At 63.6% G+C, this 22,167-nt stretch carries 18 protein-coding genes; 14 read left to right on the top strand and 4 right to left on the bottom strand.

What is annotated here, in order from left to right; all coding sequences use genetic code 11:
* The first annotated feature begins 16 nt into the window (after positions 1–16).
* From Q1W70_RS21770 to Q1W70_RS21750, 5 genes are all read left to right on the top strand, one after another.
* Positions 17–949 carry a 4-hydroxyproline epimerase gene (locus tag Q1W70_RS21770; RefSeq protein WP_182340640.1) on the top strand — a complete coding sequence of 311 codons (933 nt, stop codon included), beginning with the start codon at positions 17–19 and terminating at the stop codon, positions 947–949.
* On the top strand, positions 946–2,061 hold the full coding sequence (locus Q1W70_RS21765; protein ID WP_302097923.1) for an NAD(P)/FAD-dependent oxidoreductase: 1,116 nt from the start codon (positions 946–948) through the stop codon (positions 2,059–2,061). Before Q1W70_RS21770 ends, Q1W70_RS21765 begins: the two co-directional genes overlap by 4 nt.
* On the top strand, positions 2,054–2,290 hold the full coding sequence (locus Q1W70_RS21760) for a (2Fe-2S)-binding protein (protein ID WP_166593145.1): 237 nt from the start codon (positions 2,054–2,056) through the stop codon (positions 2,288–2,290). The genes Q1W70_RS21765 and Q1W70_RS21760 overlap by 8 nt, the downstream gene beginning before the upstream one ends.
* Complete coding sequence (locus Q1W70_RS21755) at positions 2,287–3,543, top strand: NAD(P)/FAD-dependent oxidoreductase (protein ID WP_302097921.1); 1,257 nt, start codon at positions 2,287–2,289, stop codon at positions 3,541–3,543. The genes Q1W70_RS21760 and Q1W70_RS21755 overlap by 4 nt, the downstream gene beginning before the upstream one ends.
* Before the next feature lie 74 nt (positions 3,544–3,617).
* Positions 3,618–4,367 (top strand): AraC family transcriptional regulator, encoded by a 750-nt coding sequence (locus Q1W70_RS21750; RefSeq protein WP_265538309.1) that lies wholly within the window; start codon positions 3,618–3,620, stop codon positions 4,365–4,367.
* Between the two features lie 112 nt (positions 4,368–4,479).
* Here Q1W70_RS21750 and Q1W70_RS21745 read toward each other — a convergent pair whose 3' ends face one another.
* The 4 genes from Q1W70_RS21745 to Q1W70_RS21730 all read right to left on the bottom strand — a co-directional run bounded on the left by Q1W70_RS21745 (position 4,480) and on the right by Q1W70_RS21730 (position 11,744).
* Positions 4,480–5,769, bottom strand: a complete 1,290-nt coding sequence (locus tag Q1W70_RS21745; RefSeq protein WP_302097920.1) for an SEL1-like repeat protein — start codon at positions 5,767–5,769, stop codon at positions 4,480–4,482.
* 160 nt (positions 5,770–5,929) lie between these two features.
* Positions 5,930–7,219, bottom strand: a complete 1,290-nt coding sequence (locus Q1W70_RS21740) for an SEL1-like repeat protein (RefSeq protein ID WP_302097918.1) — start codon at positions 7,217–7,219, stop codon at positions 5,930–5,932.
* Complete coding sequence (locus Q1W70_RS21735) at positions 7,219–9,033, bottom strand: phospholipase D-like domain-containing protein (RefSeq protein ID WP_302097916.1); 1,815 nt, start codon at positions 9,031–9,033, stop codon at positions 7,219–7,221. Before Q1W70_RS21735 ends, Q1W70_RS21740 begins: the two co-directional genes overlap by 1 nt.
* Positions 9,030–11,744 (bottom strand): type VI secretion system Vgr family protein, encoded by a 2,715-nt coding sequence (locus Q1W70_RS21730; protein ID WP_302097914.1) that lies wholly within the window; start codon positions 11,742–11,744, stop codon positions 9,030–9,032. The genes Q1W70_RS21735 and Q1W70_RS21730 overlap by 4 nt, the downstream gene beginning before the upstream one ends.
* A 403-nt stretch (positions 11,745–12,147) precedes the next feature.
* Here Q1W70_RS21730 and Q1W70_RS21725 point away from each other — a divergent pair, with 403 nt between their 5' ends.
* The 9 genes from Q1W70_RS21725 to Q1W70_RS21685 all read left to right on the top strand — a co-directional run bounded on the left by Q1W70_RS21725 (position 12,148) and on the right by Q1W70_RS21685 (position 22,145).
* Entirely contained in the window at positions 12,148–12,966 is an 819-nt protein-coding gene (locus tag Q1W70_RS21725) for an ABC transporter substrate-binding protein (RefSeq protein WP_166591824.1), read from the top strand.
* A gap of 10 nt (positions 12,967–12,976) precedes the next feature.
* Positions 12,977–14,755, top strand: coding sequence for a cis-3-hydroxy-L-proline dehydratase (gene lhpI / locus Q1W70_RS21720; protein ID WP_166591823.1), 1,779 nt, complete (start codon positions 12,977–12,979; stop codon positions 14,753–14,755).
* The gene (locus tag Q1W70_RS21715; protein ID WP_166591822.1) at positions 14,748–15,413 is read left to right on the top strand and encodes an amino acid ABC transporter permease; all 666 of its coding nucleotides are present in this window, start codon (positions 14,748–14,750) and stop codon (positions 15,411–15,413) included. Before lhpI ends, Q1W70_RS21715 begins: the two co-directional genes overlap by 8 nt.
* 10 nt (positions 15,414–15,423) lie before the next feature.
* Positions 15,424–16,074 (top strand): amino acid ABC transporter permease, encoded by a 651-nt coding sequence (locus Q1W70_RS21710; protein WP_166591821.1) that lies wholly within the window; start codon positions 15,424–15,426, stop codon positions 16,072–16,074.
* Entirely contained in the window at positions 16,067–16,789 is a 723-nt protein-coding gene (locus tag Q1W70_RS21705) for an amino acid ABC transporter ATP-binding protein (protein WP_166591820.1), read from the top strand. Before Q1W70_RS21710 ends, Q1W70_RS21705 begins: the two co-directional genes overlap by 8 nt.
* Positions 16,790–16,890: 101 nt before the next feature.
* The gene (locus Q1W70_RS21700; RefSeq protein WP_166591819.1) at positions 16,891–17,919 is read left to right on the top strand and encodes a trans-3-hydroxy-L-proline dehydratase; all 1,029 of its coding nucleotides are present in this window, start codon (positions 16,891–16,893) and stop codon (positions 17,917–17,919) included.
* 113 nt (positions 17,920–18,032) lie between these two features.
* Positions 18,033–18,950: a dihydrodipicolinate synthase family protein gene (locus Q1W70_RS21695; RefSeq protein WP_007903713.1), complete on the top strand. Its 918-nt coding sequence runs from the start codon at positions 18,033–18,035 to the stop codon at positions 18,948–18,950.
* A gap of 70 nt (positions 18,951–19,020) precedes the next feature.
* Positions 19,021–20,415: a fosfomycin efflux MFS transporter AbaF gene (abaF, locus tag Q1W70_RS21690; RefSeq protein WP_166591818.1), complete on the top strand. Its 1,395-nt coding sequence runs from the start codon at positions 19,021–19,023 to the stop codon at positions 20,413–20,415.
* 143 nt (positions 20,416–20,558) lie between these two features.
* The gene (locus Q1W70_RS21685; RefSeq protein WP_302097910.1) at positions 20,559–22,145 is read left to right on the top strand and encodes an aldehyde dehydrogenase (NADP(+)); all 1,587 of its coding nucleotides are present in this window, start codon (positions 20,559–20,561) and stop codon (positions 22,143–22,145) included.
* Positions 22,146–22,167 lie beyond the last annotated feature (22 nt).

Raw genomic sequence — 22,167 nt, 5'->3', positions numbered from 1 at the left:
ACGGACGTGGCCCCCCATGAAACGCATCACCGTGATCGACTCCCACACCGGCGGCGAACCGACCCGCCTGGTCACCGCCGGCTTTCCTGACCTGGGCCGTGGCAGCATGGCCGAGCGACGCCAGTTACTGGCCGAACACCACGATCAGTGGCGCGCCGCCTGCGTCCTCGAACCTCGGGGCAGCGATGTGCTGGTGGGCGCCCTGCTCTGCGAGCCCGTGGACCCGAGCGCCTGTGCCGGGGTGATTTTTTTCAACAACACCGGCTACCTGGGCATGTGCGGCCACGGCACCATCGGCCTGGTGGCGTCCCTGGCGCACCTGGGCAAGATCGGCCCCGGCGTGCACAGCATCGAGACCCCGGTGGGCACGGTGCAGGCGACCCTGCACGAAGACCATTCGGTGAGCGTGCGCAACGTCCCCGCCTATCGCTACCGCAAGGCGCTGGCGCTGCAGGTGCCCGGTATCGGCCAGGTGGTCGGCGATATTGCCTGGGGCGGCAACTGGTTCTTCCTCATTGCCGAACATGGCCTGGCCATCGCAGGCGACAACCTGGAAGCCCTCACCGCCTACACCTACGCCGTGCAGCAGGCGCTGGAAGTCCAGGGCATCCGCGGTGAAGACGGCGGCCTGATCGACCATGTCGAACTGTTCGCCGCTGACCCGCACGCCGACAGCCGCAACTTCGTGCTGTGCCCCGGCAAAGCCTACGACCGCTCCCCGTGCGGCACCGGCACCAGCGCCAAGCTGGCGTGCCTGGCGGCCGACGACAAACTGCCGCCCGGTCAGATCTGGCGTCAGGCCAGTGTGATCGGCAGTCAGTTCGAAGGGTCCTATGAGTGGCAGGGCGAACGCATCATCCCGACCATTCGCGGGCGGGCCTTTATCAGCGCCGAGGCCAGCCTGATCATCGAGCAGGATGACCCGTTCGCCTGGGGCATTCGCCCGTGAGCGAGGGCCAGGTCGCCGATGTAATCGTGATCGGTGCCGGTATCATCGGCGCCGCCTGTGCCCAGGCCCTGGCCCGGCGTGGCTTGCGGGTGCTGGTGCTGGACGCCGGCCTGCATGGCGCCACGGCAGCCGGCATGGGCCACCTGCTGGTGCTCGACGACAACCCGGCCGAACTGGCCCTGAGTCAGTACTCCCTGCAACGCTGGCGCGACCAGGCACCGGCCCTGCCCGACCGTTGCGCCTACCGCAGCAACGGCACCCTGTGGCTGGCGGCCAATGCCGAGGAAATGGCCGTGGCCCACAGCAAGTTCCTCAACCTGCGCGCCCAGGGCGTGGCCTGCCAACTGATCAGCGCCAGCGACCTGCGCCGGCGCGAACCGGAGTTGCGCCAGGGTCTGGAAGGCGGGCTGTTGATCAATGGCGACGGCATCCTGTATGCCCCCGCCACCGCCGAATGGATGCTGCAAACGCCGAACATCCAGCAGCGGCGGGCACGGGTCAGCGAGCTCGACGGCAACCGCGTGCGCCTCGACGACGGGCAATGGCTGAGCGCCGCAGCGGTGGTGCTGGCCAACGGCGTGCAGGCCCCCGAGCTGTGCCCGGAACTGCCGATCGAACCGAAAAAAGGCCACTTGCTGATTACCGATCGCTATCCCGGAACCGTCACCCACACCCTGGTGGAACTGGGTTACGTCACCAGTGCACACAACGCCAGCGGCCCGTCGACCGCCTGCAACATTCAGCCACGGCCGACCGGGCAACTGTTCATCGGCGCCTCCCGGCAGTTCGGCACCAGCGATCCGCAGGTCGAGGGCTGGATGCTCGCCAAAATGCTCCGGCGCGCCTGCGACTACATGCCGGGGCTGGCCCAGCTCAATGGCATTCGTGCCTGGACCGGCTTGCGCGCCGCCAGCCCGGACGGCCTGCCGCTGGTGGGCCAGCATCCACAACAGCAAGGCTTGTGGCTGGCGGTCGGGCACGAAGGCCTGGGGGTGACGACGGCCCCCGGCACCGCCGACTTGCTGGTGGCGCAACTGTTCGACGAACCCTCGCCCCTGCCCGCCCAACCCTATCTGCCACAACGTTTCCTCGGAGAGCCCGTGTATGCCTGAATTGATGCTCGACGGTCGCCGCCTGCAGGTCAGCGAAGGCACCAGCGTGGCCGCCGCACTGGCCCTGGGTGGCGATGGCTGCAGCCGCACCTCGGTCACCGGCCAACGCCGCGCGCCGGTGTGCGGCATGGGCATTTGCCAGGAATGCCGGGTGACCATCGACGGGCGCCGACGCCTGGCCTGCCAGACCCTGTGCCGGGACGGCATGCAGGTGGAGACCCGCCCATGACGCACTATGCCGACCTGCTGATCATTGGCGCCGGCCCCGCGGGCATCAGCGCTGCCCTGGCGGCCGCGCGCAGTGGTGCGCGCATCGTCCTGCTCGACGACAACCCGCTGCCGGGCGGGCAAATCTGGCGCGATGGCCCAGCGGCCCATCTGCCGCGCCAGGCCCGCAACCTGCGCCAGCGCCTGGACGCCTGCAGCAACATCCGCATTCACTCCGCCACCCGGGTGATCGCCAGTAACGGGCCAAAACAGCTGCTGGTGGAAGACCCGGAGCATGGCTGGCTGATCAGCTACGACAAGCTGATCCTGTGCACCGGCGCCCGCGAGCTGCTGCTGCCCTTCCCCGGCTGGACCCTGCCCGGTGTCACCGGGGCCGGCGGTCTGCAGGCACTGATCAAGGGTGGCCTGCCGGTGCAGGGAGAAACCCTGGTGATCGCCGGCAGCGGCCCACTGTTGCTGGCCAGTGCCGCCAGCGCCAAACAACACGGTGCCCAGGTGCTACGCATCGCCGAGCAGGCCTCGCGCAGCGCGGTGGCCGGGTTCGCCGCGCAACTGCCGCGCTGGCCGGCCAAGCTGCTGCAATCCTTGCGCCTGTTCGATCCGCAGTACCGCACCGCCAGCCACGTGCTGGCCGCGCTGGGCAGTGATCGCCTGGAAGGGGTCCGCCTGCAACAACAGGGCAAAATCGTTGAACTGCCATGCCAACGCCTGGCCTGCGGTTTTGGCCTGATCCCCAATATTCAGCTAGGCCAGGCCCTGGACTGCGCCATCGAAGGCCAGGCCATCGCCGTGGATGCCTGGCAGGCCTGCAGCCGTGCCGATCATTACGCTGCGGGGGAATGCACCGGTTTTGGTGGCAGTGAACTGGCGCTGGTGGAAGGCGCAATTGCCGGGCATGCGGCGGTGGACGAACGGCAGGCGGCCCAGCAACTTTGGCCGCGACGGGCCCGCTGGCAGGGGTTCGCCAAGGCCTTGAACACGGCGTTCGCCCTCGACCCGCAGCTCAAGACATTGGCCCAACCGGACACCCTGGTGTGCCGCTGCGAAGACGTGCCCTATGCCGCGCTGACCGAACATCACGACTGGCGTTCGGCCAAGCTGGCCACTCGCTGCGGCATGGGCGCCTGCCAGGGCCGGGTCTGCGGCGGCGCGGTGCAGCACCTGTTCGACTGGCCGGCCGCGGCACCCCGCCCCCCCTTCAGCCCGGCGCGGATCGAGACCTTGCTGTGCCTGGATGAACAGCCGGCGCCCTGAATCCCATGCCGGCCCTTTGCGTTGGGCAGCCTTGCCACTATGATCCCGAGGGTCGCCACCAGACCCTCAGCGCCATGTACCCCACCCTCAACAGCTTCAAGCCCTGCGACCTGCCGACCTTGCTCAGCAGCCTGCACGCCATAACGCCGCTGCTCGACTCCCTGACGGACGTGGTGTTTTTCATCAAGGACCGTGAGGCCCGCTACGCCTTCGTCAACCAGACCCTGGCCCGGCGCTGCGGAAAAAAACACAGTAACGAACTGCTCGGGCTGACCGCCGACAAGGTGTTCCCGGCGCGCTTCGGTCCGCTGTACACCGAGCAGGATCGACGGGTCCTGGCCAGCGGTCGGGAACTGTCCGACCAACTTGAGCTGCACCTGTATTACGGCAACCAACCGGTCTGGTGCCTGACCCACAAACTGGCCCTGCGCGACCTGCAGGGCGAAATCGTCGGCCTGGCCGGTATTTCCCGGGACCTGCAACTGCCCCAGGCCAATCATCCGGCATTCCACAAACTCGCCGCGGTGGACGCCCATATCCGCAGTCACTTCGCCCGCCCCATCAGCCTCGCCGAACTGACCGCGATCGCCGGGTTTTCCGTGGCGCAACTGGAGCGCCACTGCAAGCGGGTGTTCCAGCTCACCCCACGGCAGATGATTCACAAGGCGCGGCTCGAGGAAGCGTCGCGGCTGTTGCTGGACAAAGACCTGCCCATCACCGACATCGCCCTGCGCTGTGGCTACACCGACCACAGCGCCTTCAGCCGCCAGTTTCGTGCCCTGACGAGCCTGTCGCCCAGCCAGTATCGCGATAACCAACACTAGCAAGGCTTGAGATTACTATCGCGCGCATAGCGGGGTGTTGTGCTCACCACGTACATCGTAGGAGCAAGGCTTGCCCGCGAAAGCGTCCGCCAGGGCAGTGCAATGTTGCGCTTCATCCCAGCAGGCCCCAGTTGATCCCTATAGGCCCTTGCCGGTACTTCTCGGGCAGGGGCCAAATACGCTGTTGATAAAAACCTACGAGGCCCATAGGCATGAGCTCGCCTTGAGAGAAATGGCGGGCCACATTCCTGCCCACCAACTGATAGAACTCATGGCGACCGGCCCACATGATCTTCCAGTAGCCGCTCTGCGGGCAGGCTTCGCCGCTGAAGCAAGTGGGTCCGATGAAGTTGTTCTCGCTGAACGAGGGTGAGCCCGGCATGGGTCTGCCGGTCGCGGGGTCGAGCACCATGGCATTGGCCAGTTGCTTGATCAGTACGGCGCTGGGCTTTTCGGGCGGGACATTGGCCAGGCGCTCTTCTAGCCATTGCAGCTTACCGTTCCAGGCGGGCAGCTTGGCCGGTGGCAACGGGAGGATGTCGTTGATTTCGGGGACTTTGGGGTGGGCGTAGGAATAGTTTGCGAGCACTCGCCAGATTTTTTTGTAGCGTGCCGCGCGTTCGAGGTCTTCCTGTTGACCGAGGTAATCAAGCTCATCGGTAGGGGGCGGATTACGAAAGACTTTTCCTAATTTGTAAGCAGAAGTGCTGTCACCCCCAGCGACTCCAAGTTGAAAAGCTTCGAGCGCTTGCGCGTACTTTTTTTGGTTCTTAAGGTATATGCCCGATGCAATCGCCGCTTCGCCATTACCTTGCTCGGCTGCGCAGCGATACATCTGAAGCGCGATGGCTGGCGCGACATTGCTCGGCTCAAGCTTGTCACCCACATAATACTGAGCTTGGGCACTCCCTTTATCAGCAGCTTTTCGGAAATAGCGCAGGGCCATTTCCGGATCCTGTTTCAGCCCGGCCGAACCCTGTTGCAGGAAGATCCCGACAAAGTAATACCCCGTCGCCACACCTTCGCTGATCAGTCGTTGACTCAGACGCAAATGCTCATCGCCCCGAAGCTGGAAATGTCCGCGCATGGCGCCGTTCTGTAAATTGATATTGGCCTTGTAATGGCCGTTCTCAGCGGCAATGCGGTACAGGCGCTCGATCTCGACATCAACGCTTTTGTCCTGCTTGAGCTGATTGTTTTTCTGTAGCCAGCGGGCGTACTGAAACAGCACATCAGCCTCGGTGGAGGGCGCGGGGATTTGTTCGTGTACACAAGTAAAGGCCAGGTTGGCCTTGATCTCGGTGAGCGGATTCACATGAGGGTCCTTCTTCATATAAGTAAAGGTGCTGCGGCTGTCGCAGGCCGCCAGCAGCAGGCATGACAACAAAAGAATGAGACGCATCAGTCGAGGTCCTTCCGCGTGGCTTTGGCGTAACAAAATTCAACGAGGGGCGCGTACGGTGTCCCCATAACCTTTTCGCCCTGACGATGCCGAGCACGCCTCAGAGAGCCACAGCCCAACATTGACGCGCCTGGAAGCACGGGCAAAAGAGCGTTGCGCTTCACCCCAGCAGACCCCAGTTGATCCCTATATGCCCTTGCCGGTACTTCTCGGGCAGGGGCCAAATACGCTGTTGATAAAAACCTACGAGGCCCATAGGCATGAGTTCGCCTTGAGAGAAATGGCGGGCCACATTCCTGCCCACCAACTGATAGCGCTCATGGCGACCGGACCACATGATCTTCCAGTAGCCGCTCTGCGGGCAGGCTTCGCCGCTGTAGCAGGTGGGTCCGATGAAGTTGTTCTCGCTGAACGAGGGTGAGCCCGGCATGGGTCTGCCGGTCGCGGGATCGAGCACCATGGCATTGGCCAGTTGCTTGATCAGTACGGCGCTGGGCTTTTCCGGCGGGACATTGGCCAGGCGCTCTTCCAGCCATTGCAGCTTGCCATTCCAGGCGGGCAGTTTGGCCGGCGGCAGCGGGAGGATGTCGTTGATTTCGGGGACTTTGGGGTGGGCGTAGGAATAGTTTGCGAGTACTCGCCAGATTTTCTCGTAGCGTGCGGCGCGTTCGAGGTCTTCCTGTTGACCGAGGTAATCAAGTTCATTGGTAGGGGGCGGATTACGAAAGACTTTTCCTAACTTGTAAGCAGAAGTGCTGTCACCTGCAGCGACGCCAAGTTGAAAAGCTTCGAGCGCTATTGGGTATTGCCCTTTGCCCTGAAGATTGACACCTAATGCACGAGCAGCCTCTCCATTACCTTGTTCAGCCGCACAGCGGCGCATTTGCTGGGCAATGGCCGGGGCCATGTCGCTCGGCGCCAGTTTCTTACCCACATACGCCTGGGCTTGGGCATTGCCGCTATCGGCAGCCTTGCGGTAGTAACGCAGGGCCATTTCTGGATCCTGCTTCAGTCCAGCCGAACCCTGTTGCAGGAAGATTCCGACGAAGTAATAACCCGTTGCCACACCTTCGCTGATCAGTCGTTGACTCAAGCGCAAATGCTCGTCGCCCCGAAGCTGGAAGTGCCCGCGCATGGCACCGTTCTGTAAATTGATATTGGCCTTGTAATGGCCGTTCTCAGCGGCAATGCGGTACAGGCGCTCGATCTCGACATCGACGCTCTTGTCCTGCTTGAGCTGATTGTTTTTCTGTAGCCAACGGGCGTACTGAAACAGCACATCGGCTTCGGTGGAGGGCGCGGGGATTTGTTCGTGTACACAAGTAAAGGCCAGGTTGGCCTTGATCTCGGTGAGCGGATTCACATGAGGATCCTTCTTCATATAGGTAAAGGTGCTGCGGCTGTCGCAGGCCGCCAGCAGCAGGCATGACAACAAAAGAACGCGGCGCATCAGTCGAGGTCCTTCAGCGTGGCTTTGTCGTAATAAAATTCTACGAGAGGGGCGTACGGTGTCCCCATAACCTTGTCATCCTGGCGTTCTTTGTTTTTATCGATGATGTCCTGCCACTCCTCGAACGCCTCCCCCGGATCATCCTGCGCCCCCTTCCCATCCGTATGCAGATCCCACAACCGCCGCCGCAGCGCCTGCGTCACACTCGCCCACTCATGGGCAATATTCAGCTCACTGTCGACCTGCATGCTGCGAGTGTTGATGTTGGCCGAGCCGTGAGTGGTGAACACGTCGTCGACGATCATCAGCTTGGAGTGGATGTACACCGGCATCCAGTTGCCGGCGGGCGAGTCGGGTGCAACCAACGAACACAGGTGGACCTTCAGGCCGGGGCGCTCTTCGGGCGTAATCGTGCTGTCCTTGACCACGCGGATTTGCCTGTCGAGCTCGGCCTGCCAGTCGGCCAGTTCCCGATGCCCGACGCGGTCGCGGGGTTCAGGTCGTGGTTGAGGCGTGGCGTCTTTTTTCACCGCTTCGATGCGCTGTAGCTTGGTGACTTCGGGAATGGTCTCGGCCCTTCCGAGGCTGGCGAGCATGCGCTGGGTATTGACCGCGCCGGGCCCTACGCTGTCTTCGCTGGCATTGGTGATCACGAACAGGTGCAAGGGACCGTGGAGGCCCGGGTCGCGCCCGGCTTGGGTCTGGCCGGCTGCCACGGCCTTGATCAGCTCGGCCAGGGGTGGCCAGCGAAAGTACTGGTTCTCGATGTAGATGAACTGGGTCGCGTTATTGACGGCTTGCAGGTAGAGCTGCTCGATGTCGCGCTTTTCTTTCTGGGCCTGGGTGCGGACGATCTGCGCGATTTGTCGGGTGGCGTCCGGGGTGCATTGCAGCTGCGGTCCAAGCTGCATGGACTGGCGTGAGGCAATCAGGTTTTCACCGGTTTCCTTGCGCCAGGCCTTGGCGAAGTTGTGGTGCAGGGCTTCCAGAATCGGCCCGCTGACGCGGCTGGAAATGTCCTGGCGCGGGGTCTTGCCGCGTGGGCCCCTATTGGGTGCAGGCTTGGTGGCCTCGGAACGGTTAAGCGCCGAATGGGCGTTGTTGTCCCAGTACTCATCCAGCATGTTGTGACCCATGACGAACCCAACAGCGCGGTCCGCCAGTTCAAAGTCGACCAGCACGGTTTTTTGATGGTGCGTCGCGGTCGCTGCCAGGGTAAAGCGCGTCTTGCTGCTGACCTGCGGATCTAGACGCGCGCGCCGCACTTGATGTTCGATTTCCACTCGTTCATTGAAGTCGAAACCGCGACTGACAAACACCGGCAATTTCAGCGCGACATGCTGGGCCGCTTTACCGTCCGAGACCGCACATTCGGCAAACCACTTCCGGTCTTCGTCGTACTGCTTCTTGGAGGAGCTTTGCAGCGCCCGATCCTGGATGCGCAAGGTACCTTTGCCGGGCAAGTTAGCCTCGCCTCCGGCACCCGCGCTGTTGAACGGCATTTCCCAGCCCAGTATCCGAACCGCGACCCCGTCCTTGGCTTTGTCCATGAGTAGTTGACCAATGCTCGGCGCCTTGCCATCGCGGATGAAATACATCGACGGCTGGAATCCCCAACAGATGATGTCGATGGACTTTTTGGCTTGCGCGATAGCCAGATGCACCGCCTCGAAGGCTTCCTCTCCATTGATCAGCGGGTCGTAAGTCGCCATTGCGGGCGGGTATTCGGTGCGCTGCACGTACCAGCGCGGGATGCAGGTCACCTCTTGGGTGTGCTGGAGCGCGGCCGGAGACACGATTTCGTCTTGCCTCATGGTGTTTTCCCCTCCTGTTTACTCACTCCATTGATCACCGTGACGTACAGCGCGCGGTGATCCGTGTGCGATGTGGGTTGACTCATCTCGGGGTCCGCTTGCGAGAGGTGGTTATGCAAGCCGCGATTGGCCAGGTGGGCCTGCTCGGCGTTGCGGTAGTCCGTAGGCACCGGGATGTGGTGGCTCACCCCGTTGGCCATGACCAACCGGTAGCTCCGGGTCACGACCTGGTGGTCGATCAGCACTTGCCCGGACTCGTCCAGCACGCCCTGTTTGAGCACTGCGCCGTCGGCATAGAGTGTGTAAGGCATGCCCGCCCAGCCACGATGGGAAGCATTGGGGGCTTGCGCCACGCTGAGCCGCAGCGTTTGTTTGGTCAGACTCTGCGGATATTCAGGATGCGAAGCCCTCATACTGGCTGGTCCCAGATAGTCGAAATACGGCGACTTGATGTTGTAGTCCCCCAGCGTCCCGGACTCGATGCAGTTCTGATCAAGGGTGATGTAGCTGCCACCGGCATTGAGGGTGATTTTCTTTTTCGCGACGATGCGGATTTCATCCTCGGTGCTGGTGATCTCCAGGCCATGGCGGGCCATCAGTTGCAACCTGTCGTTCTGTGCCTGGACACTCACGGGGCCCTGGTTGGCGATCAGCTTGATGCCCAGCTTGCGCACAAACAGGCTTAACCCCTGCCCCACCCCCATGAACAGACGCTTGGCCACACTGATGTCCGCTTGCGCGCCGGCGCTGAGCATCAGGTTGTTTTGCGCGGCCAACTGCAGGTGCTGGCCACTGGTGAGGGCAACGCCCTGGGGAGCGCTGAGCAATATGACCGAGGACTTGAGTTGGTCGATCTGCTCGCGGATCAACGACATTTGCGCCTGCACATCTGCCGGATCGGCATTGGCCGTCTGGGCATCGGCCGACACCCTTTCCAGTTGATCGCCTGCCTGTTGCAACTGGCCCAGCGCGTCGCTCATGTCCAGCATCGGCCCCTGCGCTTTGGGCTGTGCATCCGCACTGATAAAAAGGCCGCTGCCGGCTCGAATAGCTCCGTGCCCATCGGTGCGCAACTCCACGCCCTGGCCCCGCGGTTGACGCTGGGCGTCAACGATATGCCCCAGGTTCAACTGGCTCTTGCCGCTGTGTTCGGTGCTGAGTTTGATGTGCTCCTCGCCACGGCTGTCGTCCATGCGCAATTTGTTGTTGGCCGGGGTGCGCAGCACGTTGCGTTTGTAATTGTGCAGGGTCACGGGGTCGGGGTGCTGGCTGTCGTGCAGGGCGTGGGCGATGTAGGGCCGGTCCGGGTCGCCTTGTTCGAAGGCGATGGCCACTTCGGTGCCGGCGATCAGCGGCAGGTGCAGGCCGTGGGTGTCGCCGGCGTACGGGCGGGCCAGGCGTAGCCACAGGCTTTCTTCGCCGGGTTTCCAGCTGTCACGGTCGAACAGCAGGTTGACCTTGTAGCGCCCTTCGAGGTCGATATGGCCGTAGGGGTCGTTGGCCCGGTTGCTGGTGACCCGCGCCGGCACGGTGCCGGCAATTTGCGGTTTGCTCGGCACCGGCGGGCGGAAGCACACGCTGTCCGAGTAGGGAATGGCCTGGAAACGGACCTCCAGGCTGCGGTCGCGGGCGGCATGCAGGCTCAGGTGAGTGATCAGCGCACCCGGGGCAAAGGCCTTGGGTGCACCGCCGGAAATGTTCAGGACCTGGCCCGGGGCCAGGGTCGCGCTGCTGCTGATGCCGCTGAGTTGCGTCTGGTCGTTGAGGTAACGCTCGTGGCGCAGGCGGGCGTAGAAAAAGCCGCTTTCGCTTTGCAGCTCTTCGTCCTGGTCGAGGGCGTCGCCCAACTGGGTATACGGTTCGGCGTACAGATAGGCCTCGCCGTAGGTGCTGCTCGCCCCGCGGCTCTGGTCCACGTCGCCCTTGAGCCACGCGTTGGCCTGGCGTGGGTCGTAGGCGCGAAAGTGAACGTGTTGCTCCACCACCTGGTGACGAGTCTCCAGTTGCCAGACGGCGTCCTGGGCGCTGCTGCTCAGGCCGGAGGTCGGTCGATAGGGCAGTTCGACGTCGAACTGATAGTGACGCTGGGCGTCATGCAACTCCAGCACGTCGATGCCCAGGCGTTCGTCGTTGGTAACGCGGTACCAGATCCCGACCTCGGCCAGCAGCCGCGAGATAAAGGCCAGGTCGCTTTCACCGAACTGCATCACCTGCTCGCGCTTGGGGTACTCGCGCAGCAGGTCGAAAAAGAAGTCCTGGCCTTCGAAGCCGTGGCGGCTGCGCAGGATGCTCTCGACGATCTGCGGCACTGATTGGTGCTGGTAGATACGAAACTGTTTGCCCCGCGCCAGCAACGCCAGGCGCGGTTGCAGGGTCAGCTCATAGCGTGCTTCATCCGCCGAGCCGGACAGGCGTCGAAAAGCTGTGACCACACCGCGCAAAGCACGCAGGGGCAGGACCACGTCGGGGGCGCTGAAGCTGAACACCGGCACGTTCGGCGCCAAGGCGTACAGGCTCAACTGCGCACGCTGGCCGAGCATCTGCGCGGCCTCGATTTCAGCGGCACTGCTGGTGAATTCGATGCGGTAGCTGAACGGCTGGCTGAGTTGCTCTTCGCCTTCGAAAGCGAGCACGTCAAGCGGCGCCTCGCCCCCCTCGACCTGTAGCTTGTGCCGGCTGTGGTCGAAAAATCTGGTCATTTGGGTGGGCACGAGGCGGGCTCCATGGCGTTTTCAGCCTGTCTTAAAACCTCGAACCCTAGTTCCATCCCACATAGCAAAACCAGCCCTCCAAGGCTGATCAGGACCGATCCTACGCAAGCCACAGACCGGCCCTACATCCAGCACTTGAGAGGATGCCTCAGCGACGTACAAGTGTTCCTTTTAGGGGCGCTCAAACAACCTTTGCTCCCATATGTAACACCTGTTCCCACCTCCCCCGACGGCCATGCTGTCACTCTGCCTCCAACCACTTCACCGCAGCACCCCTAGCGCAAGGGCCGAGAAAAAAATCTGCTTTGGCACTGGAAACAGGCACGTTGATTGCTATTGTTAATATCGTATACGAAATCCCCAATACGCTACCCAACAGCACTTCACCCATCACGAGGCCTCTATGAAAAACCCCGCATTTGCCGTAGCCCTCAGCGCTGTGCTCAGTACCTCCTTTATTGCCACCGCCCAGGCCGACAAGCTCGACGACATCATCGGTTCGGGCAAGCTGCGCTGCGCCGTGACCCTGGACTTCCCGCCCATGGGTTTCCGCGATGAAGGTAACAACCCGGCGGGTTTCGACGTGGACTATTGCCACGACCTGGCGAAGATCCTCGGGGTCGAGGCTGAAGTGGTGGAAACGCCGTTCCCCGACCGTATTCCGGCACTGGTCTCGGGCCGTGCCGACGTGATCGTCGCCTCCACCTCCGACACCCTGGAGCGGGCCAAGACCGTTGGCCTCACCGTGCCTTACTTCGCCTTCCAGATGGTGGTGCTGACCCGCGACAACACCGGCATCAACAGCTTCGACGACATCAAGGGCAAACCCGTCGGCAACACCAGCGGCACCTATGAAGCCATCGCCCTGGAAAAAGACGTGAAGAGCTGGGGCAGCGGCAGCTTCCGTGCCTACCAGTCGCAGAACGACACCTTGCTGGCGGTCGCCCAGGGTCACATCGACGCCACCATCGTGACCAACACGGTCGCCGCCGCGACCATTAAATCGGGCAAGTACAAGAACCTGAAAATCGCCGGCAACGCGCCTTACGTGATCGACTACGTGTCGCTGGGAGCCAAGCGTAACGAGTACGGCCTGCTCAACTACCTCAACCTGTTCGTCAACCAGCAGGTGCGCACCGGCCGCTACAAGGAGCTGTTCGTCAAATGGGTCGGCACCGAGATCCCGCCGACCAACCTGACCGTGCCTCAGGTCTACTACTAAGGTGTCCGGCATGCCTAGGCTCACTTCTCTGACCGGGCGCAGTCTGGTCCCGGGCGCCGCCGAGGGCGCCTTGCTGTTCGCCGATGTCGGCCTGAGTTTCTGGGGCGGGGTCGATCCGTACAGCGGTGAGGTCATTGACCGTCACCACCCCCTCAGCGGCCAATACCTGGCCGGTCGGGTGCTGGCCATTCCCAGCGGCCGCGGCTCCTGTACCGGCAGCAGCGTGCTGATGGAACTGATCAGCAACGGTCACGCGCCGGCAGCCCTGGTGCTGGCCGAACCGGATGAGATCCTGACCCTGGGCGTGCTCGTGGCGCAGACGATTTTCCAACGTTCCCTGCCGGTGCTGTGCATCGGCCAGGAGGCCTTCGCCACCCTGCGCGACATGGCGGTCGCGCGGGTCGAAGACAGCACCCTGAGCCTGTTCGAGCAACCGCCCGGCGATGCCTGGCGGGCACCCGACAACGCCCAACCAAAAGCCGACAACCCCAGCACCCTGCAACTCAGCGAACTGGATCAGGCACTGCTCGCTGGCCACCATGGCCAGGCCGCACAAGTGGCGATGCAGATCGTCCTGCGCATGGCCGAACTGCAGGGCGCACAACGCCTGGTGGATGTTACCCAGGCGCACATCGACGGCTGCATCTACACCGGCCCGGCCAGCCTGCGTTTTGCCGAACAACTGGTGCAATGGGGCGCGAAAGTGCGCGTGCCCACCACCCTCAATTCCATCTCCGTGGACCAGCGCCGCTGGCGCGAACTGGGCATCGACCCGGCCCTCGGCGTACCGGCCAGTGCCCTGGGTGATGCCTACATGGCGATGGGCGCGCAACTGAGCTTCACCTGTGCGCCCTACCTGCTCGACAGCGCCCCCCAGGCTGGCGAGCAGATTGTCTGGGCCGAATCCAATGCCGTGGTCTACGCCAACAGCGTGCTCGGCGCGCGGACCCTCAAATACCCGGACTACCTGGACATCTGCATCGCCCTCACCGGCCGTGCGCCGCTGATCGGCTGCCACCTGGACGCCCAGCGCAAGGCCAGTCTGCGGGTGCAGGTACCCGAGCTGGCTGAGTTGGACGACGCGTTCTACCCGCTGCTCGGCTACCACATCGGTGCACTGGCCGGCAGCCGCATCCCCCTGGTGCTGGGCCTGGAACAGCACCAGCCGAGCCTGGACGACCTCAAGGCCTTTGGCGCCGCGTTCGCCACCACATCGGCGGCGCCGCTGTTCCATATCGCCGGGGTCACCCCCGAGGCGCTCGACCCGCGCCAGGTGCTGGAAGCCGATGCCCTGCTCCCGCAGGAAAGTATCCGCTTGCAAGACCTGCTGGTGAGCTGGCGTGAACTCAACAGCGCCCGCGAAAGCCGGGTCGATGTGGTGTCCCTGGGCAACCCGCACTTTTCCCTGAGTGAATTTGCTCACCTGGCGCGCTTGTGTCGCGGCCGGCACAAGCACCCCGAGGTGGTCGTGGCTATCACCTGCGGCCGTGCCGTGCTGGAGCAGGCACGGGCCGCCGGGCATATCGCGACGATCGAAGCCTTCGGCGCGACCCTGGTCACCGACACCTGCTGGTGCATGCTCGGTGAGCCGGTGATCCCGCTGGCGGCCACCACCTTGATGACCAACTCGGGCAAATACGCCCACTACGCACCCGGCCTGGTGGGGCGCAAGGTGCACTTCGCCAGCCTCAAGGAATGTGTCGACGCCGCCTGCACCGCCACGGCCAGCGGGCGCCTGCCGGCCTGGCTGCAACCTGCCGCCCGCCTGGAGAATCCTGCGCATGTTTGACTACAGCTTCCAATGGCGCTCGGCCCTGCGCGCCCTGCCGGACATGCTTGCCGGCGCCCTGGTGACCTTCGAGACCGCAGCCCTGTCGATGATTTTCGGGGTGCTGATCGCCCTGGCCCTGACAGTGATGCGCGAAACCCGCAATCCGCTGCTGCGCGGGATCGGCAACGGCTGGGTGTCAATCGCCCGCAACACCCCGTCGCTGTTCCAGATCTACATCCTGTACTTCGGCCTGGGTTCGCTCGGTTTGCATGTCAGTTCCTGGTTCGCCCTGCTCGCCGGGATCACCTTCAACAACGCCGGCTACCTGGCGGAAAACTTTCGCGGGGGCCTCAAGGCGGTGCCCGACACCCAGGTGCGCGCCGCACGTTCGCTGGGCATGAGTGCGTTCCAGGCCTATCGCCTGATCATCGTCCCGCAACTGCTGCGCATCGTCTTCTACCCGCTGACCAATCAGATGGTCTGGGCGGTACTGATGACCTCGCTGGGGGTGATCGTCGGACTGAACAACGACCTGACCGGGGTGACCCAGGACTACAACGTCAAGACGTTCCGCACCTTCGAGTACTTCGCCATTGCCGCGGTCCTGTACTACCTGATTGCCAAGGCGATCGTCGCGGTGGCCCGACTGTTGTCGTGGCGGCTGTTCCGTTACTGAGGAAGTGAGCATGTTTACCACCAGCTTCTCGATCAATGACCTGCTGTTCCTGCTCAACGGTGCCTGGGTCACCCTGCAACTGACGTTCTGGTCGATCATCCTCGGCTCCGTGGCCGGGCTGCTGTTCGGCTTGCTGCGCGCCCTGTTGCCACGGGCCAGCCTGCCCCTGGCCTGGGTGCTGGACGTGTTTCGCAGCGTGCCGTTGCTGATCCAGTTCGTGCTGTTCAATTCGCTGAAAAGCATCGTCGGCCTGAACATCAGCGCCTTCACTGTCGGCTGCATCGTACTGGGGGTGTACGCCGCCGCGTACTTCACCGAAATCGTCCGTAGCGGCGTGCTCTCGGTGCCCTACACCCTGCGCCGCGCCAGTCGCTCCCTGGGCCTGAGCTACCTGCAGGACCTGCGCTGGATCGTCCTGCCGATGGCCACCCGCGTGGCCTTCCCCGGCTGGCTGAACCTGGTCCTGAGCGTGATGAAAGACACCGCGCTGGTGATGTGGATCGGCATCGTCGAACTGCTGCGCGCCTCGCAAACCATCGTCACCCGCATCCAGGAACCGTTGTTGGTGCTGTGCGTCGCGGGTCTGATCTATTACGTCATGAGCCTGGTGGTTGCCCGCCTGGGCGCTCGTCTGGAAAGAAGGTGGCAAGAAAATGATTGAGATCGACAACGTACACAAATCCTTCGGCGACCTGGAAGTGGTCAAGGGCGTCAGCCTGACGGTGAACAAGGGCGAGGTGGTGTCGATCATCGGCGGCTCCGGCTCCGGCAAGTCGACCCTGCTGATGTGCATCAACGGCCTGGAACCGATCCAGAAAGGCAGCATCCGCGTCGACGGCATCGAGGTCCACGGCAACGGCACCGACCTCAACCGCCTGCGGCAGAAAATCGGCATCGTCTTCCAGCAATGGAACGCCTTCCCGCACTTGACGGTCCTGGAAAACGTGATGCTGGCGCCGCGTAAGGTGCTGGGCAAAAGCAAGGCCGAGGCCGAGGAACTGGCGGTCAGGCAACTGACTCACGTGGGCCTGGGCGACAAGCTCAAGACCTTCCCCGGCAAGCTGTCCGGCGGCCAGCAACAGCGCATGGCCATTGCCCGCGCCCTGGCGATGTCGCCGGACTACATGCTGTTCGACGAAGCCACCTCGGCCCTCGACCCGCAGTTGGTGGGCGAAGTCCTGGACACCATGCGCATGCTCGCCGAAGACGGCATGACCATGGTCCTGGTGACCCACGAAATCCGCTTCGCCCGGGACGTTTCCGACCGCGTGGCGTTCTTTCGCAACGGCCTGGTGCACGAGATCGGCTCGCCGGACCAGGTCATCGGCAACCCGCTGCACGCGGAGACAGCGGCGTTTCTCAAATCGGTGAAATGACCCCTGGCCTCATCGCGGGCAAGCCCGCTTCCACATCAACACCCGTGTGGGAGCGAGCCTGCTCGCGATGAGGCCCAAACAGACAACAACAGGAGGACAGCATGCGTTCATCAAAAGTCATCCACGTGGTCAGTTGCCACGCCGAGGGCGAGGTCGGCGATGTGATCGTCGGTGGTGTTGCGCCGCCACCCGGCGCCACGCTGTGGGAGCAGTCGCGCTGGATCGCCCAGGACCAGACCCTGCGCAACTTCGTACTCAACGAACCACGCGGCGGGGTGTTCCGCCACGTCAACCTGCTGGTGCCGGCCAAGGACCCGCGGGCGCAGATGGGTTGGATCATCATGGAGCCGGCCGACACCCCGCCGATGTCCGGGTCCAACTCTCTGTGCGTGGCCACCGTGCTGCTGGACAGCGGCATCCTGCCGATGACCGAACCCCAAACCCGGCTGGTGCTCGAAGCCCCCGGCGGCCTGATCGAAGCGGTCGCCGACTGCCGCGATGGCAAAGTACAACGAGTGGAGGTGAAGAACGTGCCCTCCTTCGCCGATCGCCTCGACGCCTGGATCGAAGTCGAAGGCCTGGGGTCGCTGCAGGTCGATACCGCCTACGGTGGCGACAGTTTTGTGATCGCCGATGCCCAGCGCCTGGGTTTCTCGATTCGCCCCGATGAGGCGGCGGACCTGGTGGCGGCCGGGCTGAAAATCACCCGCGCGGCCAACGAGCAACTGGGTTTCGTCCACCCGCTGAATCCTGAGTGGTCGCACATTTCCTTCTGCCAGTTGGCAGCCCCGATCGTGGTGGAGAACGGCATTGCCACTGGCGCCAATGCGGTGGTGATCCAACCCGGCAAGATCGACCGCTCGCCCACCGGCACCGGCTGCTCGGCGCGCATGGCGGTGTTGCACGCCAAGGGCCTGATGCAGGTCGGCGAACGCTTTATCGGCCGCTCGATCCTCGGTTCCGAGTTCCACTGCCGCATCGATTCGCTGACCGAAGTCGCCGGCCGCGCCGCCATCTACCCGTGTATTTCCGGGCGGGCCTGGATCACCGGCACCCATCAACACCTGCTCGACCCCAGCGATCCATGGCCACAAGGCTATCGCTTGTCCGACACCTGGCCGGGCGCCTGAATCTGCCCGGACCAACGGCATCAAAACCCCTGTTTATTTTGCAAAAAGCACTAGCCGAGTTTCAGCATTTAAAATATCGTATACGAAATACAATAAACAAACCGGAGGCAACAATGAGCAAGCGCATTAACTGGAGTGGCGTCTTCCCCGCGGTGACCACCCAATTCAACGATGACTTCTCGATCAACCTTGAAAAGACCCACCAGGTGATCTCCAACGTGATCCGTGATGGCGTATCCGGCCTGGTGGTCTGCGGTTCGGTCGGTGAAAACACCTCCCTGACCGCGGAAGAAAAAATCGCCGTGACCGAGGTCGCGGTCGACGCTTCCCGCGGTCGAGTCCCGGTGATCTGCGGCGTGGCCGAGTTCACCAGCGTGCAAGCGGCCAAGGTGGCCAACGCCGTACGCCGGGTCGGGGTCGATGGCGTGATGCTGATGCCGGCACTGGTCTACGGCTCCAAGCCGTTCGAGACGGCCGAGCACTACCGCTACGTGGCGAAAAATGCCGACGTACCGCTGATGGTCTACAACAACCCGCCGATCTACAAAAACGACGTGACCCCGGACATCCTGATTTCCCTGGCCGACTGCGACAACGTGGTGTGCTTCAAGGATTCCTCCGGCGACACCCGGCGCTTCATCGACGTGCGCAATGAAGTCGGCGATCGCTTCGTGCTGTTCGCCGGCCTCGACGACGTGGTCCTGGAAAGCATCGCCGTGGGCGCCGAAGGCTGGGTCTCGGGTATGTCCAACGTGTTCCCCAAGGAAGGCGAGACCATCTTCCGCCTGGCCAAGGCCGGTCGTTTTGCCGAAGCCATGCCGATCTACGAGTGGCTGATGCCGATCCTGCACCTCGATGCCCGTGCCGACCTGGTGCAGTGCATCAAGCTGTGTGAAGCCATCGCCGGTCGCGGCAGCGCGCTGACCCGTCCGCCACGCCTGGCCCTGCCGGAAGCCGATCGGGTATTCGTCGAGCAGATCATGGCCAAGGCCCTGGCTAACCGTCCGGAGTTGCCGGACGTCGGCCTCTGAGTGAGTGCCGGGCGGACCTTCGCGGCCCCCGCCCGGCTGCCTGTTTTGCGCCCCTACAGGAAACGCCAGCATGTCCAACGCTCAACCCACTCCAAGCGCAACCACCCCCGCGGGACTCAAACGTGTCGTCGGCGCCGCCATGGCCGGTACCGTCGCCGAATGGTATGAATTCTTTCTCTACGGTACGGCTTCGGCACTGGTCTTCGGCCAGCTGTTCTTTCGCCAGACCGACAGCCCCATCGACGGCATCATCGCCGCCTTCGCCCTGTACGCCGTAGGCTTTCTCGCCCGTCCCCTGGGTGGCCTGGTGTTCGGTCACTACGGTGACAAATTCGGCCGCAAACGCCTGCTGCAACTGAGCCTGGTGGTGGTCGGCATCACCACCTTCCTCATGGGCTGCCTGCCCGGCTTCGACCAGATCGGTTATGCCGCACCCGTGTTGTTGGTGCTGTTGCGGCTGATCCAGGGGTTCGCCTTTGGCGGTGAATGGGGCGGCGCGATCCTGCTGGTCTCCGAGCACTGCCCGGACAACCGCCGTGGGTTCTGGGCCAGTTGGCCTCAAGCCGGGGTTCCGGCGGGCAACCTGGTGGCGACGGTCGCCCTGCTGCTGTTGTCGTCGAGCCTGTCGGAGGAGCAGTTCCTCGCCTGGGGCTGGCGCGTGGCGTTCTGGTTCTCGGCCGTGGTGGTTCTGATCGGCTACTGGATCCGCACCAGCGTCGACGATGCCCCGATCTTCAAGGAGGCCCAGGCTCGCCAGGCGCAGACCAAGCAGCAACAACTGGGGGTGGTGGAAGTCCTGCGCCATCACTGGCGTGCGGTGCTGGTGGGGATCGGCGCGCGGTTTGCCGAGAACATCCTCTACTACACGGTGGTGACCTTCTCCATCACCTACCTCAAGCTGGTGGTGCACAAGGACACCTCGCAAATCCTGTTCCTGATGTTCGGCGCCCACCTGCTGCATTTCTTCCTGATTCCGCTGATGGGCTACCTGTCGGATATCGTCGGACGCAAACCGGTGTACCTGACCGGGGCGGTGCTCACCGCGTTCTGGGGCTTCATCGGCTTCCCGTTGATGGACACCGGCAACAACTGGCTGATCATGGCGGCGATTACCCTGGGCCTGGCCATCGAGTCGATGACCTACGCGCCCTACTCAGCGTTGATGGCCGAGATGTTCCCGACCCATGTGCGCTACACCGCCCTGTCGCTGTGCTACCAGGTGGCGCCGATCTTCGCCGGCTCCCTGGCACCGCTGATTGCCATCACCCTGCTCAACAAGTACCACAGCTCGACACCGATCGCCTGGTACCTGGTTGGCGCCTCACTGATCTCCATCGTGGCCGTCGGCCTGACTCGGGAAACCCGTGGCAAGTCCTTGCACCTGGTGGATGCCGAATCCGCCGCACGGATCGCCGCCCTCGACCCGAGCGCCACCGACCCACGCCGCGCCGACTCACTGGCGTAACCCGACTGTCTGTAGGAGCAGGTGCCCGCTTGCGGCGCCCGCTTGCGGTGCCCGCTAGCGGCGCCGCAAGCGGGCACCGCAAGCGGGCACCGCCCCTACAAAGAAACAGCTGGGGCGTCCCAATTTTTCACAGGAGCTTTTTGATGTCCGACCTTCTCGGCCACAACTACATCGGCGGCGCCCGCAGCGCCGCTGGCAGCCAAACTTTGCGCAGTTACGACGCCAGCACCGGCGAGCCCCTGCCCTACGCTTTCAGCCAGGCCACGGAGGCTGAGGTGGACGCCGCCGCCCAGGCCGCCGCGAGTGCTTATCCGGCCTTTCGCGGCTTGACGGCCAGCCGCCGCGCCGAGTTCCTCGAGGCCATCGCCGAGCAACTGGAGGCGCTGGATGAGCAATTCGTCGCCCTGGTCAGCCGCGAGACCGCGCTGCCAACGGCGCGCATTCAGGGCGAGCGCGGACGCACCAGCGGCCAGATGCGCCTGTTCGCCCAAGTCCTGCGCCGTGGCGATTTCTACGGCGCGCGTATCGACCGCGCCCTGCCCGATCGCACGCCATTGCCCCGCGTGGACCTGCGTCAATACCGGATCGGCGTGGGTCCGGTGGCCGTGTTTGGCGCCAGCAATTTCCCCCTGGCCTTCTCCACTGCCGGTGGCGACACTGCCGCCGCCCTGGCCGCCGGTTGCCCGGTGGTGTTCAAGGCCCACAGCGGGCACATGGCGACGGCCGAACGAGTCGCCGATGCGATTATTCGCGCCGCCGAACAGACCGGGATGCCCAAAGGCGTGTTCAACATGATCTATGGCGCCGGGGTCGGTGAAGCCCTGGTCAAGCATCCGGCGATCCAGGCAGTCGGGTTTACTGGCTCCCTCAAAGGCGGTCGGGCCCTGTGCGACATGGCCGCCGCCCGCCCGCAACCGATTCCGGTGTTCGCCGAAATGAGCAGCATCAACCCGGTGGTGGTCTTGCCCGAAGCCCTGCGGCTACGGGGCGCAACAATCGCCAGTGAACTGCTGGCCTCGGTGGTGCAAGGCTGCGGGCAGTTCTGCACCAACCCGGGCCTGGTGATCGGGATCCGCTCGGACCAATTCAGCGCCTTCGTCGAACAACTCAGCGCATTGATGGCCGAGCAACCGGGGCAAACCATGCTCAACGCCGGCACGTTGGCGAGCTACACCCGGGGTGTCGAGGCATTGCACGCACATCCGCAGGTCAGCCACCTCGCCGGTCGCGAGCAACAGGGTCGCCAGGCCCAGCCACAGTTGTTCAAGGCCGACAGCCGTCTATTGCTCGAAGGTGACCCGCTGTTGCAGGAGGAAGTGTTCGGGCCGACCACGGTGCTGGTGGAAGTGGCCGACGCCGCAGAGCTACAGCGCGCGCTGCACGGCTTGCACGGACAGCTGACGGCCACGCTGATTGCCGAAGCCGCTGACTTGCAGGCCCACGGCGAGCTGTTGCCACTGCTGGAGCAGAAAGTTGGCCGGGTGCTGTTCAACGGCTACCCGACCGGGGTCGAGGTGTGTGACGCCATGGTCCACGGCGGCCCCTACCCAGCCACCTCCGACGCCCGCGGCACGTCGGTCGGCAGCCTGGCCATCGAGCGCTTCCTGCGCCCGGTGTGCTACCAGAACTGCCCCGACCACCTGCTGCCCGAGCCCCTGAAAGATGCCAACCCGCTGGGCATCAACCGTCTGGTTGACGGCAAACAGCAGCGCGAGGCCATCAGCCAGTAAGCGGCTTGCTCCTACAGGCCAG

Source organism: Pseudomonas kielensis (assembly GCF_030505375.1).
GTDB lineage: Bacteria > Pseudomonadota > Gammaproteobacteria > Pseudomonadales > Pseudomonadaceae > Aquipseudomonas > Aquipseudomonas kielensis.
Note: the sequence above shows the minus strand (reverse complement) of the source record. Positions and strands in the feature narration are given on the sequence as shown.